Genomic DNA, 14,426 nt, shown 5'->3' on the forward strand with positions numbered 1-14,426 from the left:
TTCGAAAATTAGGGGGAACACCGTTGAAGATAGGAACACCAAAAGAAGTATTTGACGGTGAGAACCGGGTGGCGATGACCCCGGACTCGGCTCGTCAGTTGCAAAAGCTGGGCTATCAATGCCTGATCGAAAAAGGCGCTGGTGCTGCGGCGGGGTTTTCGGACGCAGCCTATAAAGAAGCCGGTGTCGAGGTGATGAAAACCGCGGCCTCGCTGTGGAAAGCGGCCGATATCGTGGCCAAGGTGCGCCAGCCGAATGAGACCGAGCTGAAACGCCTGACCAAAGGCAAGACCCTGATTTCCTTCTTCAATCCTGCCGGGAATGAAGAAGGGATGGAGGCCGCCAAATCCAAAGGCGCCAACGTCATCGCGATGGAGATGGTGCCACGCATCAGTCGTGCGCAGAAGATGGACGCGCTGTCCTCGATGGCCAATATCGCTGGCTACCGCGCGGTGATTGAAGCGGGCAACAATTTTGGCCGGTTCTTCACAGGGCAGGTGACCGCAGCCGGTAAGGTGCCGCCTGCAAAGGTGCTGATCGTGGGTGCCGGTGTCGCCGGTTTGGCGGCCATCGGTACTTCGACCTCGCTGGGCGCGATCACCTATGCCTTCGACGTGCGCCCCGAAGTGGCTGAGCAGGTCGAATCCATGGGGGCCGAGTTTGTCTATCTGGATTTCGAGGAAGAACAGCAGGACGGTGCGGCCACAGGTGGTTATGCCAGCGTGCAGTCGGAAGAATTCCGCGAAGCACAGTTGGCCAAATTCCGTGAGCTTGCCCCGGAAATGGACATCGTCATCACCACCGCGTTGATCCCAAACCGCGAAGCGCCAGAGCTGTGGACCAAGGATATGGTTGAGGCTATGAAGCCGGGCTCGGTCATTGTTGACCTCGCAGCGGAAAAGGGCGGCAACTGCAAGCTGACGGTGGCGGATGAGAAGATCGTGACGGATAATGGCGTGACCATTATCGGTTATACCGATTTCCCCAGCCGGATGGCAGCGCAGTCTTCGTCGCTCTATGCCACTAACATTCGTCACATGATGACTGACCTGACCCCTGAAAAGGACGGTCAGATCAATCATGACATGGAAGATGACGTGATCCGCGGTGCAACCGTGACCTTTGAAGGTGACATCACTTTCCCGCCACCGCCGCCCAAGGTGCAAGCGATTGCGGCGCAGAAAAAGCCCGAGGTCAAGGAGCTGACCCCGGAAGAGAAAAAGGCGCAAGAGATTGCAGCCTTCAAGGCGCAGACCAAACAGCAATTCACGCTGCTGGGTGTGGGCGGTACGCTGATGCTGCTGGTGGGGCTGGTTGCTCCGGCCAGTTTCATGCAGCATTTCATCGTCTTTGTGCTTGCGATCTTTGTGGGCTTCCAGGTGATCTGGAACGTCTCGCACAGCTTGCACACACCGTTGATGGCGATCACCAATGCGATCTCGTCGATCATCATCGTCGGGGCCTTGATGCAGATCGGGTCAGGGTCGTTCCTGGTTATTCTGCTGGCGGCGCTGTCCGTCTTCATGGCCGGGATCAACATCTTCGGTGGCTTCCTCGTAACCCGGCGCATGCTTGCCATGTTCCAGAAATCTTAAGGAGGCCGGGCACATGGAATTTGGCTTCACCACTGCCGCGTATGTTGTTGCGGCTGTTCTGTTCATCCTTTCCCTCGGCGGTCTGTCGAACCAGGAAAGCGCCAAGCGCGCGGTCTGGTACGGCATCGTCGGTATGGCGCTGGCGGTCTTTGCGACGCTGGTTGGCCCTGGCTCGGGCCTGTGGCTGTTGTCGCTGCTGTTGATCATTGGCGGTGGCCTGATCGGTCAATATGTGGCGCAGCGTGTGCAGATGACCGAGATGCCGCAACTGGTGGCCGCGATGCACTCGCTGGTTGGTCTGGCGGCAGTTTTCGTGGGCTTCAACGCGCATTTTGAGATCGGTAATGTCGCGCAGGTCTTGGCGATTGCCGATAGTGCCAGTCAGGCGGACCTGTCCGATTTGGGCGCCTTTGCCAAGCTTATTGCCAAGAAGACGGCGGCGGAACTGGCAATCCTGCATGTGGAACTGTTCCTGGGCATCTTCATCGGGGCGATCACCTTTACCGGTTCGGTCGTGGCCTATGGCAAGCTTGCGGGCAAGGTGACCTCGGCGGCGACCAAGCTGCCCGGTGGCCATGCGCTGAACGCGGCGGCTGCTGGCCTCTCGTTCATCTTTCTGATCTGGTACACCAGTTCGGGTGGATTCTTTCCTCTGTTCCTGATGACGCTGGCGGCGCTTTTCATCGGCTATCACCTGATCATGGGCATCGGCGGTGCTGACATGCCGGTCGTTGTATCGATGCTGAACAGTTATTCGGGCTGGGCCGCAGCTGCGATCGGCTTCTCGCTGGGTAATGACCTGTTGATCGTGGTCGGCGCGCTGGTGGGCTCAAGCGGTGCGATCCTGTCTTACATCATGTGCAAGGCAATGAACCGCCATTTCGTCAGCGTGATCCTGGGCGGCTTTGGCGGCACCTCGGGCCCGCAGATGGAGGTCGAGGGCGAGCAGGTTGCCATCGAGGCGGATGGCGTTGCAGCCGCGCTGAACGACGCGGACAGTGTTATCATCATCCCCGGATACGGGATGGCGGTGGCGCAGGCGCAGCAATCAGTGTCTGAACTGGTCCGCAAGCTGCGCGCCAAGGGCAAGAACGTCCGCTTTGCGATCCACCCGGTTGCGGGACGCTTGCCGGGCCATATGAACGTTCTGCTGGCCGAGGCAAAGGTGCCTTACGACATCGTTCTGGAAATGGACGAGATCAACGAGGACTTCCCCGACACAGATGTGGCCATCGTCATCGGCTCGAATGACATCGTGAACCCTGCGGCGCAGGAAGATCCCAACAGCCCCATCGCCGGGATGCCGGTATTGGAGTGCTGGAAGGCCAAGCAGGTATTTGTTTCGAAACGTGGTCAGGGTACTGGCTATTCGGGCATCGAAAATCCACTGTTCTTCAAGGAAAACACGCGCATGTTCTATGGCGATGCCAAGGCGAGCCTGGACAAGCTGTTGCCCATGATCGACTGAACTTTGGATTGAGCAAATTGCAAAGGGCGCCTGCGGGCGCCCTTTTCTATTTTGGTTTGCAGGAAGCTATGCCTTCTGACCTTCAAGGTATTTTTGAACAGAAGAAGCCGGGGGCATGGTATACTGATCAAAAATCGAAGCTGCGGGAGATCTGTCTTGGAGAAAGTGAACGGTATCGGCGGGGTGTTCTTTCGGGCACGTGATCCGCAAGCGCTGAGCGCCTGGTATGAAACACATCTTGGGGTCAATCACTTTGACCCGATGCCCTGGAAACAGAGCGAAGGCTATACGGTGTTTGCACCCTTTGCTGAGGACACCGACTATTTTGGTCGCGCCGAACAGCAATGGATGATCAATTTCCGTGTCGATGATCTGGCGGCTTTGACTGCGCAGCTTGAAGCGGCGGGAATCGTGGTCGAGACCAACCCGGACTGGGACAGTGAGGTCGGAAAATTTGCGCGCATTCATGACCCAGAGGGCAATCCGATCGAGCTCTGGGAGCCAAATCAATGAGATAGTGGGGATGTATACCGTAGTATTCTCGTAACTATATGAAATAAAAAGATAATTGATCAAATCCGCGTCTGGCGTATAGTGCGTGCACCGAAGTGGAGCCCGCAATGACCCCGATAGACGACCACCCTTTGCGCTATGCTGTCGCCAATGAGTTGCACGCGCGGCCATTTCCGGTGGCAAACGCGCCGTGCACGGTGATCTTTCTTGCCATCAAGAACCCAGAAGCCGCGGTTGGGCGAGACAAGGGGCAAGACATCGCCCATCTGACCGATTTGTTGGACCGCCACGGAGCTCCGCATCCGCAGCCGGGCGCGACGCATTTCGCTGGTCAAATTGGCCGCCATTGGTTGAAATGGGAGCAACATACGGAGTTTGTCACATATACCGCGATCGCCCAGAATGTCAGCGAGCGGGCCTTTGATCCGGCGGATTTCGAGGTTTTTCCAGAAGATTGGTTGATGTCCAGCACCGGGCAGCGGATCACGTCGATCCTGATGCGTGTCGTTCCGCGACCCGAGAACGAAGATGCGATCAAAGGTGCATTGAACGATTGGTTCGAACCGGAAAGCCTGGCGGCCTCGCGGGTTCTGGATGACTCGGCCATTTGTGGCAGTGACTTCCGGATCGATCCATCGGGGCATATGCGCTTTGCCGTGTTTGTTGGCGAAGGAACGGGCGAGCGCCGCATCGGACGCATTATCCAGCGCATGTGCGAGATCGAAACCTATAAAGCGATGTCGATGCTGGGTTTTGCCCGCGTCAAACAATTGTCCCCCCGTATCGGAGAGTTGGATGGCAAGCTGACCGAGTTGATGGTGGAAATGACAGATGATACCGCGCCGCCTGACAAGTTGTTGCCTCAGTTGCTGAGCACCTCGACCGAGCTTGAGACGATAGCGGCCCGGTGTTCCTTTCGGTTCGGCGCGACCGGTGCGTATGAGGCGTTGGTGACCCAGCGGATCGCCGTTCTGCGCGAACAGCGGTTCAATGGCAGACAGACCTTTTCTGATTTCATGATGCGTCGTTATGATCCCGCGATGCGGACGGTGAAATCCACGGAACGGCGACTCAAGGCGCTGTCGGACAGGGCTATTCGCGCCGGTGAATTGCTGCGGACTCGTGTGGATGTGGAACGCAGTGCGCAGAACCAGGCCTTGCTGGAAAGCATGGATCGCCGCGCCGATCTTGCCCTGCGATTGCAGCATACTGTCGAAGGGCTTTCGGTGGTTGCCATCAGCTATTACGCGGTGTCGCTGGTCAGCTATCTTTTGTACCCGCTGACACAGATGGGTCTGAGCAAAGGAGCGCTGACGGCAGCAGTGACGATTCCCGTTGTATTGGCAGTATGGTTCAGCGTAAGGACGGTGCGTAAAAGGCTGGAGTGACCCTTATTGGCGCTTTGCCGTTTTGGTGTCTGACGTTGCCTTGCTGGTTTCTGACAAGAGGTTTTCCTTGATCAGCGTGTATTCCGCTTGGCGTGCTGTGACGGCAGCCTTTGTCTTGAACGGAGCTTTGTTGGGCATCTGGGCGTCTCGGATCCCGGCGGTACGCGATGCGCTGGATCTGAGCCATGAAGATCTTGGGCTGGGGTTGTTGTTTGTGGCTGTAGGAGCGGTCTGCTCATTTCCGGTCACCGGACGATTGACGGATCGGTTTGGTGCGTTTCGCGTGACGCGTATCATTTCCGTTTTGTATCCGGCCTCGCTTGTTCTGCTGGCGTTGGCGGGGGATTTCGCATCGCTGGCGGCGTTTCTGTTCATTTTTGGTGTTTTTCACGGGTCGATGGACGTGGCGATGAATGCCTGGGCGGCCGAGGTTGAGCAGGTCTATGACAAACCCTTGATGCCCTCGTTTCACGCCATGTGGAGCTTTGGAGCCGGGCTTGGGGCGGCGAGTGGGTTCTTCGCCATCGGCTATGGTGTTTCGGTCTTTGATCACTTTCTCTGGGCGGGTCTTGCGGTTGCGGTTTTGACCCTGGCCATGTCGCATCTCCCTTGGGTGTCGAAACGCTCAGCGTCTTCCGATGCGCCTGCTTTTGCGCTGCCATCGGGCATACTGATCCTGGTTGGTTTGGCTGCTTTGTGCGGCACTTTGGGCGAAGGGGCCATCACGGATTGGAGCGCGATCTATTTGCGCGACGAGCTGGGCGCGGCAGAGAACATCGCGACCTTGGGGTTCACCACCTTCTCGATCACTATGGTTTTGTGCAGGTTGTCGGGCGGCTTTGTCATAGCGCAACTGGGACCTGTGCTGGCGGCACGGCTCAGCGGTGTCTGCGCGGCAATAGGTGTGCTGTGCGTGGTGACCGGTCAGGTTTTGGGGCTTGTCCTGTTTGGATTTGCCATGATGGGTGTGGGCTATGCGCTTCTGGTGCCAATAGCTTTTACGCGCGCAGCGAATGACCCGAAGGTCCCGCCGGGACGCGCGATCGCGAGCGTTGCGACATTGGGTTATGGTGGGTTCTTGATCGGACCGCCTCTGATCGGGTTTCTGGCAGATCTTCTGACGTTGCGGCTGGCCTTTGCGGTGCTGTTGCCGCTGGCGATCCTGTCAATTCTGGTGGCCGGCGCGCTGAAACGCGCCGACTGATCTTGTTTAGCGACCGCGAATGCGGGGATCCAGTGCGTCACGCAGACCGTCGCCCAGATAGTTCACGCTGAGCACTGTCAGCGAGATGGCAAGGCCCGGCCAGAATACGCGTTCGGGGTATTGCTGAAGATAGTCCACACCGTCAAACAGCAACCGCCCCCAGGTTGGGAAATCGGGCGGAAAGCCCAGCCCCAGGAAAGACAGCGCGCTTTCTGTGATAATTGCCGTTGCAATGCCCAGCGTGGCCGACACCATGATCGGAGACAGCACGTTGGGCAGGATATGCCGCGTGATGATCTGGCTGTTGCTGGTGCCAATGGACCGCGCGGCCAGCACGAACTCGCGTTCCTTGATGGCCAGCACATCGCCGCGTACGATCCGGGCCGTGGGCATCCATGAGGTGATGCCAATGGCGCAGACGATCAGGATGAAGATCCCGCGCTCCAGCCCGAAGGCCGCCGACAATGGCTCGCGGAACAACAGCATCATGACCAGCAGCAATGGCAGCAGGGGCAGGGCCAGAAACAGGTCTGTCAGGCGCATCAGCGGTCCGTCCAGACGCTTGAAGAACCCGGCCAGAACACCGATCAAAGAACCCAGGAACAGCGCCAGAAGCATCGCGGTAATCCCGACCGAGACCGAGGTCTGACCGCCCGACATCATCCGCGCCAGAATATCCCGGCCCAGCTGATCGGTGCCGAACGGATGCGCCCAGCTTGGGCCCTGATTGCGCGAGCGGATGTCGATCTGTGTTGGATCGATGCTCCACAGATAGGGGCCCAGATAGACACCAGCGACGATGAAAATGAACAGGATCGCCCCGATCATCGCACCTTTGTGTGTCTTGAACTGGTCCCAGACGTCGCGCCACTGGCTACGGGGTGGGGTGGTCAGTTCTTCGGCAACCCCGGCGCCGGGAACGGCGGTTGAAACCGGGGCCAGGCCTTCGTCAGGGATCAGCGTGTCTGATTTGTCGATATCAGTCATAGCGAATCCTCGGGTCCAGAATGCCGTAAAGCACGTCCGCGATCAGGTTGAACAACACGATCAGTACGGCAAAGATAAAGGTCAGAGTTTGCACCATCGGCAGGTCGTTGGCCTGAATGGCCCCGATCAGAAGCTGGCCGATGCCGTTCACCTTAAACACCTGTTCGGTGATGATGGCACCGCCAAAGATAGCGGGAATACCCAGCGCGATCACCGTGACCACGGGGATCATCGAGTTGCGCAGAACATGCACCATGACCACGGTGTATTCGCTCAGGCCCTTGGCGCGCGCGGTGCGGACGTAATCCTGATTGAGGTTGTCCAGCATCGAGGCGCGCATGAACCGGCTGAGCTGCGCGGTGATCTGAAGGGCCAGAACCATGACGGGCATGATCATTTGCTTCAGTTGCACGACAAAGCTGTCCCAGCTGTTCACCACATGGGTGGTGTCATAGATCGATGGGAACCAGCCCAGTTGGACCGAAAAGATCACGATCACCAACACGCCCGAGAAGAAGGGCGGAACCGAGAAACCGACCATCGACACGAATGTGCCCATCTGGTCGAACCACGAGTACTGGCGGTACGCGGAATAGATACCGATGGGCAAAGCGATCAGGATGGCGACCACATAGGCGGTGCCAACAACCCACAGGGTCTGCGGGATACGCTGAACGACGATGTCCATAACGGGCGAGCGGGTCTGCCACGAAATCACACGCAGGTCACCTTCGGAAAAGGTGGTGCCAAACATGTGGTCGATCAGAACCTGCGGTTCGATCCAGAAAAACTGCACGATCCATTTCCAGAACCGGATATGCATCGGCTGGCCAAGACCCAGCGCTTCGCGCATTTTTTCTTTGACTTCGGGCGGAACAGTAAGCGGAACCTGCGCCATCGGGTCGCCGGGGGCGAGCTCGAGCAGCAGGAAAATGACGAGGCTGATGAAGAGTAGCGTGGGTACCGCCAGCACCAGTCGTCTAACAGTAAAGTTGAGCATTCAAAGGCGCCTTTGTTGATGCGTCTTCTTGTAGGGGTGATGCAAACGACCGCGCCCCGATCAATGTCGGGGCGCGGCTTTGCAAGGTTAAGGCTTAGGAACCGGTTTTGCGGTACCAGTCCGCAATGTTCCACAGCTCGCTGTCCCAAACGTTCAGGACAACACCACCCAGTGTGTTTGCGTGGGCCGACAGACGACCACGGTGTACCAGCGGGATCATGCCGCCATTTTCAACCATGATGTCATTCAGCTTTTTCGCGATTTCAGCGCGCGCTTCCAGACCAGCGGTTTCGGCCAGTTGGCCGTGCAGCTTGTCAAACTCTTCGTTGCAGAAGCGGCTGATGTTTTCACCCTGCCACTGCGTGTCAGGACGCGGAGCCTTGTCGCACAGGCCGTTGCCCAGGTAGGACTGCGGGTCGGTGCCGTTGAAGGTGTTGGCGTACATTTCAACGTCAGCATAGAACTTCTGGAACGTGTCAGGCGAACCCGGGTCACCGCCAAAGAAGACCGATGCGTTGATGTTGCGCAGTTCGGTTTCGATGCCGATCTGGCTCCACCACTCTTTGATCAGCGCCTGGAAGTCCTGACGGACAGCGTTGGTCGACGTCTGATAAACCACTTTCAGCGGAACACCGTCTTTTTCACGAATGCCGTCGCCATCAGTGTCTACGATGCCAGCGTCATCCAGCAGTTTCTTTGCGCCTTCAATGTCCTGCGTGTCGCAGGTCATCGAGGTTGAGTTGAACGCCGCAGGTGCCGGAACCCAGTTACAGGTCACTTTACCAGCCTGGCCGTATCCGATCTCAACCAGCAGCGGACGGTCGATGGCCAAAGACATGGCTTTGTAAACCGCTGGATCCTGCAGGAACGGATGCGGATGCTTGGCGGTCGAACGCTCACCTTCCGGCAGGTCGGGGGACGGGTTGGTCTGGTTCAGCATGATACGCTCGACCAGCGGGCCAAAGCCTGCAACCGGTGTGCCCTTGCCGCCTTCCTGCATCTGCGCGATCACTTCGGGCGCCAGCTGAAGGTTCCAGGCATAGTCGAACTCGCCGGTTTCCATCACGGCACGGCCAGCAGCTGTCGCGTCACCGCCGCCCTTGAATGTCACGGTCGCAAAGGCGGGCTTTGCCGGATCGCGATAGTTGTCATTGGCTTTGAATGTGATCACGTCATTCGGTTTGAATTCGGTGACAACAAACGGGCCGGTGCCAATTGGGTTAAAGTTCTGTTCGGTGCACTCAGGTGCTTTCGCGCCCAGGCAATCGGCGAACTGAGCGGCCTGGATGATCGGGCTTTCGCCACCGACAAACGGACCGTAAGGGAAGGGGGTCGGGGCGTCGAATGTGACCTTAACGGTCAGATCGTCCAGCGCTTCGACATTTGTCACGCCTTCAAATTTGGTCACCTGCGCACAACCACCTTCCGGGTCCATGCAGTAGTTCGCGGTGAAGACAACATCAGCCGAAGTGAACGGTGTGCCATCTGACCATTTGATTCCCGGTGCAATCTTCCAGGTGATAGAGGTGAGATCTTCGCTGACGCCACCGTTTTCAACCGTCGGGATCTCGGAGGCCAGGAACGGCACCATGTTGCCGTCTTGGTCGTAGCGGGCCAGAGGTTCGATCACCAACGAGGCGGATTCAACGTCCTTTGTACCACCGGACAGGAAAGGGTTCAGAATGGACGGAGCTTGCCAATAAATGATGCTGACGTTTCCGTCCGATCCACGCTCGGCAAAGGCCATTGGGGCCATTGCCGTGCTTGCAATCGCACCGAGCAAAAGGGTTTTGATCTTCATAATTAACTCCCTAGAAGGGCACGTTCGTGCCTCGATTATTTCCGCAATGCCTGCGGACTTGGCGTTGCCGCTTAGGGGTAAGCTTTTGTCAAGAAACGAAAATTCAAGCGAAGTGCCGTTTTTTTGACCGTCTCCCCAGGCGGTTACGAAGGGTATCGAAACAGAACTTGAGAAAAAAGCAAGTGGTGCCGTTGCGAAATCGTGCAATAGGTTTGACTTTTCTACTGACACCGCCTTAGCGTTTGGCATTCAGAAGAAAAATCAACGCCAAGGGGAGCGTACGCGTGCTGGATCAGCCTATTGCCCAGATCAAAAAACTGCGGGTGGAGTTTCAGACCAAGGATGGTCCAGTTGTCGGGGTCGAGGATGTTTCGTTCGAAGTGAATCCCGGCGAAACCGTTTGTATCGTTGGCGAATCCGGGTCGGGTAAATCGGTCTCGTCTTTGTCTTTGATGCGCCTGGTCGAGTTTGGCGGAGGCGAAATTGCAGGCGGTCAATTGCTGTTTGATCGCCGCGACGGCGATGAGATGGATCTGTCGAAGGCCGATCAGGATCTGATGAAACAGATTCGCGGCAATGAGATCGGAATGATCTTTCAAGAGCCGATGACGGCCCTGAATCCTGTGTTCACGGTGGGCCGACAGCTGACCGAAGGTCTGCGCATCCACAAAGACATGTCCAAATCGCAAGCCGAAGCGCGCGCGCTGGAGCTGTTGCGTCAGGTGCGAATCCCCGAACCTGAACGGCGTTTGAAACAGTATCCGCACGAGTTGTCAGGCGGGATGCGGCAGCGCGTGGTCATCGCCATGGCCATGGCGTGCGAGCCGCGTCTGCTGATTGCCGATGAACCGACCACCGCTTTGGACGTGACAATTCAGGCGGAAATTCTGGCGCTGATGGACCGCCTCAAGCGCGAAACCGGCACGGCGGTGATGTTCATCACCCATGATATGGCCGTGGTTGCCCAGATGGCCGACCGCGTGGTTGTCATGTTCCGGGGCAACAAGGTCGAAGAAGGTACGGTCACCGAAATCTTTGAGAACCCGCAGCACGATTATACCAAAGCGCTGCTGGCCGCCGTGCCGAAGCTTGGCGAGATGCAGGGCAAATCCGCGCCCGAACCGATGAAGCTGCTGGGTGTTGAAGGCCAGAATATCGCTCCTATTCCGGGCACCGAAGAGGTGTTGCTGTCGGTCAAGAATCTGACCACACGCTTTCCGGTCAAGGGCGGGTTGCTGCGCCGGACAATCTCAAATGTGCATGCGGTCGAAGATGTGTCTTTCACGTTGAACAAGGGGCAGACCCTCAGCCTTGTGGGCGAATCGGGCTGCGGAAAATCTTCGGCCGGGCGGTCGATCCTGCGACTGGTCGAGCCCTTGCGGGGTGAGATCAATCTGGACGGCGTTGACATCATGAAGCTGGATCAGAGCGGTCTGCGCAAAGCGCGGCTGGACATGCAGATGATTTTTCAGGACCCTTTCGCCTCGCTCAATCCGCAGATGCAACTGGTGGATCAAGTGGCCGAACCGATGCGCAATTACGGCGTTGCTTCTGGATCGGAATTGCAAGACCGCGTGGCGCAGCTGTTTGACAAGGTGCAACTGCCGCGCAGCTTCATGCGCCGTTTCCCGCACGAGATGTCGGGCGGACAGCGGCAACGGATCGCGATCGCACGTGCGCTGGCCCTGAACCCCAAGCTTATCATTGCGGATGAGGCGGTCTCGGCTTTGGATGTATCCGTGCAGGCGCAGGTGTTGAACCTGATGATGGAACTGCAATCCGAACTTGGATTGTCATATCTGTTCATCAGCCATGACATGGCCGTCGTGGAACGGGTCAGCCACTATGTAGGCGTGATGTATCTGGGCCGGATTGTCGAGCTGGGCCCGCGCGCGCGGGTCTTTGAAAACCCGCAACACCCCTACACGCAGGCGCTGATGAAGGCGGTTCCGATTGCAGATCCGAACAAGCGCAAGTCGGAAAAAGATTTGAATTTCAAGCCGATCCCATCGCCAATTCATCCGATTGACTACCAGCCGGAACCGTCAGAGTACAAAGAAGTTGAACCGGGGCATTTCATTCTGACGACCGACAGCGGGTACTAATCTGCATGGCACAGCGTCTGACGCCGCTTGAGATCATGACCAAGCTGATCTCATTCCCCACCGTTAGTCGAGACACCAACTTGCCGCTGGTGGACTGGGTCGAAGGCTATCTGGAAGACCATGGGATCGTATCGCACCGCTGGCCCGACCCGGAACAGCCGCACAAGGCTGCTCTGTTCGCGCATGTAGGGCCCGACGAAGAAGGCGCTGTCGTCCTGTCCGGGCACACAGACGTCGTGCCGGTGGATGGGCAGCCTTGGGATACCGACCCATTCGTTGTCACCGAAAGAGACGGCAAGTATTTCGGTCGTGGCACCTGCGACATGAAAGGCTTTGACGCGCTTGCGATCTGGGCGGTGGTCGAGGCGCAATACGCGGATATCAAGCGACCGGTACAATTGGCCCTGAGCTTCGATGAAGAGGTTGGCTGTACCGGAGCGCCACCGATGATCAAGGCGATGCAAAAGGTTCTGCCCAAAGGCTCGGCCGTCATTGTTGGCGAACCGTCGATGATGCAGGCGGTGACCGGCCACAAGGGGGGCTTTGGTTTCAGCACGCATGTCGTCGGGTTCGAGGTTCACAGCTCGATCATGCATACGGGTGTGAATGCCATCATGTCCGCCGCACCCCTGATTGATTGGGCCAATGCGCGCAATGCCGAAAACATGGCTGCCCTGCCGAGCGATCTGGCCTCGGTTTTTGATCCGCCCTGGACCACCTGTCATGTCGGCATGATCAACGGGGGGACGGCCCACAACATCACGGCCAAGGATTGCCGGTTCATGATGGATTTTCGTGTTGTTCCGGGCGAGCAGATCAGCAGATGGCGCGATGCCTACCTCGATCAGGTCCGCGCGGTCGAGGCCAAGATGCAAGCCGTGCACCCTGAGGCACGCATAGATGTTACCGAAACTTTCGGGGTTCCGGCGTTGACCCCAGAGACGGATGGTGAGGCCGAAACGCTTGTGCGTGCGTTAACTGGGGATAACGCGTCACATGTGGTAAGCTATGGTACCGAGGCCGGTCAGTTCCAAGAGGCCGGCTATTCCGCTGTGATCTGCGGACCGGGGGATATTGCTCAGGCTCACCAGCCAAACGAATTTATTGAAGTAAAACAATTTGATCAGGGCCACCAGTTCATGGAACGACTGGTTCAGCGTTTGTCGCAAGACGCCCGGTAAAGGAGTTTTCTAATGCCTGTCAAAAACCGGTTGGCGGAAATGCAGGACGAAATATCCAAATGGCGCCGCCACCTGCACGCCCATCCCGAACTGATGTATGACGTGCATGAAACCGCGGCCTTTGTCGTCGAGCGGCTCAAAGAGTTCGGCGTGGATGAGATTACGCCGGGTATCGGTAAAACTGGCGTTGTTGCCGTGATCAAGGGGCGCACAGATACCAAAGGTCGGGTGATCGGATTGCGGGCCGACATGGATGCGTTGCCCATCGAAGAGGCGACCGGGCTTGATTATGCCTCGACCGTTCCGGGCAAGATGCACGCTTGCGGGCATGATGGTCATACATCGATGCTCTTGGGAGCCGCGCAATATCTGGCTGAGACACGGAATTTCGATGGCTCGGTCGTGTTGATCTTTCAACCCGCCGAGGAAGGCGGGGCCGGGGGGCTGGCGATGTGCCGGGACGGGATGATGGACCGCTGGGGCATTCAGGAGGTTTATGGCATGCACAATATGCCGGGCCTGCCGGTGGGCGAGTTTGCGATCAGACCGGGGGCCTTATTGGCGTCGTCGGACGAGTTCGAGATCGTTGTTACCGGCCGTGGCGGCCATGCCGCTGCGCCACATGATGCGGTTGATACAACGCTTGTTGCCTCGCATATCGTGGTGGCTCTGCAATCGGTCGTTGCGCGCACTGTGGATCCGATCAAGCGTGTGGTTCTGACCGTTGGAACCTTTGAGACGGACAGCGTGGCCTCGAACGTCATTGCCCACACGGTACGCTTGCGGGGTACGGTGCGCACGCTGGACTCTGAGTATCGCCAGATTGCAGAGGAGCGCGTGCGGCGCATCGCGGAAGACACAGCCTCAGCCTTTGGGGCATCGGCCACGATGACATGGACACCGGGTTATCCGGTCACGGTGAATTCCGAAGCAGAGACAGCCTATGCCGCCGAAGCAGCGGCAGCGGTGGCGGGTAAGGTCAATGATGGCACGGATCCGATCATGCCTTCGGAAGATTTTGCCTACATGCTTGAAGAACGGCCCGGAGCCTACATCTTTATCGGAAACGGGGACACGGCCATGTGCCATCACCCGGAATATAATTTCGACGATAACGCCATTCCTGCCGGGTGCAGCTGGTTTGCTGAACTGGTCGAACGGCGATTACCGATCGCGTAACAGAT

The 14,426-nt window shown here is 57.7% G+C and carries 11 protein-coding genes; 8 read left to right on the forward strand and 3 right to left on the reverse strand.

What is annotated here, in order from left to right; genetic code table 11:
* The first annotated feature begins 23 nt into the window (after positions 1-23).
* From GOV38_RS11230 to GOV38_RS11250, 5 genes are all read left to right on the forward strand, one after another.
* Positions 24-1,595 (forward strand): Re/Si-specific NAD(P)(+) transhydrogenase subunit alpha, encoded by a 1,572-nt coding sequence (locus GOV38_RS11230; protein ID WP_171209779.1) that lies wholly within the window; start codon positions 24-26, stop codon positions 1,593-1,595.
* Positions 1,596-1,608: 13 nt separating this feature from the next.
* The gene (locus GOV38_RS11235) at positions 1,609-3,063 is read left to right on the forward strand and encodes an NAD(P)(+) transhydrogenase (Re/Si-specific) subunit beta (RefSeq protein WP_171209778.1); all 1,455 of its coding nucleotides are present in this window, start codon (positions 1,609-1,611) and stop codon (positions 3,061-3,063) included.
* Positions 3,064-3,219: 156 nt separating this feature from the next.
* Entirely contained in the window at positions 3,220-3,576 is a 357-nt protein-coding gene (locus GOV38_RS11240) for a VOC family protein (protein ID WP_171096893.1), read from the forward strand.
* Between the two features lie 107 nt (positions 3,577-3,683).
* Positions 3,684-4,964 carry a DUF3422 family protein gene (locus tag GOV38_RS11245; RefSeq protein WP_171209777.1) on the forward strand — a complete coding sequence of 427 codons (1,281 nt, stop codon included), beginning with the start codon at positions 3,684-3,686 and terminating at the stop codon, positions 4,962-4,964.
* Positions 4,965-5,040: 76 nt separating this feature from the next.
* Positions 5,041-6,168 carry an MFS transporter gene (locus GOV38_RS11250; RefSeq protein ID WP_371808536.1) on the forward strand — a complete coding sequence of 376 codons (1,128 nt, stop codon included), beginning with the start codon at positions 5,041-5,043 and terminating at the stop codon, positions 6,166-6,168.
* Positions 6,169-6,174: 6 nt separating this feature from the next.
* Here GOV38_RS11250 and GOV38_RS11255 read toward each other — a convergent pair whose 3' ends face one another.
* From GOV38_RS11255 to GOV38_RS11265, 3 genes are all read right to left on the reverse strand, one after another.
* Complete coding sequence (locus GOV38_RS11255) at positions 6,175-7,155, reverse strand: ABC transporter permease (protein WP_171128097.1); 981 nt, start codon at positions 7,153-7,155, stop codon at positions 6,175-6,177.
* Positions 7,148-8,155, reverse strand: a complete 1,008-nt coding sequence (locus tag GOV38_RS11260; RefSeq protein WP_171096899.1) for an ABC transporter permease — start codon at positions 8,153-8,155, stop codon at positions 7,148-7,150. The genes GOV38_RS11255 and GOV38_RS11260 overlap by 8 nt, the downstream gene beginning before the upstream one ends.
* Before the next feature lie 94 nt (positions 8,156-8,249).
* Positions 8,250-9,956, reverse strand: a complete 1,707-nt coding sequence (locus GOV38_RS11265) for a peptide ABC transporter substrate-binding protein (protein WP_171096901.1) — start codon at positions 9,954-9,956, stop codon at positions 8,250-8,252.
* A gap of 284 nt (positions 9,957-10,240) precedes the next feature.
* Here GOV38_RS11265 and GOV38_RS11270 point away from each other — a divergent pair, with 284 nt between their 5' ends.
* The 3 genes from GOV38_RS11270 to GOV38_RS11280 are packed head-to-tail and all read left to right on the forward strand — an operon-like array spanning position 10,241 to position 14,421.
* Positions 10,241-12,061 carry an ABC transporter ATP-binding protein gene (locus GOV38_RS11270; protein ID WP_171209775.1) on the forward strand — a complete coding sequence of 607 codons (1,821 nt, stop codon included), beginning with the start codon at positions 10,241-10,243 and terminating at the stop codon, positions 12,059-12,061.
* 5 nt (positions 12,062-12,066) lie between these two features.
* Positions 12,067-13,242: an acetylornithine deacetylase gene (gene argE / locus GOV38_RS11275; RefSeq protein WP_171209774.1), complete on the forward strand. Its 1,176-nt coding sequence runs from the start codon at positions 12,067-12,069 to the stop codon at positions 13,240-13,242.
* Positions 13,243-13,254: 12 nt separating this feature from the next.
* The gene (locus tag GOV38_RS11280; protein ID WP_171209773.1) at positions 13,255-14,421 is read left to right on the forward strand and encodes a M20 aminoacylase family protein; all 1,167 of its coding nucleotides are present in this window, start codon (positions 13,255-13,257) and stop codon (positions 14,419-14,421) included.
* The last annotated feature ends 5 nt before the right edge of the window (positions 14,422-14,426 follow it).

The organism is Ruegeria sp. HKCCA5839 (assembly GCF_013035585.1).
Taxonomy (GTDB): Bacteria; Pseudomonadota; Alphaproteobacteria; order Rhodobacterales; family Rhodobacteraceae; genus Ruegeria.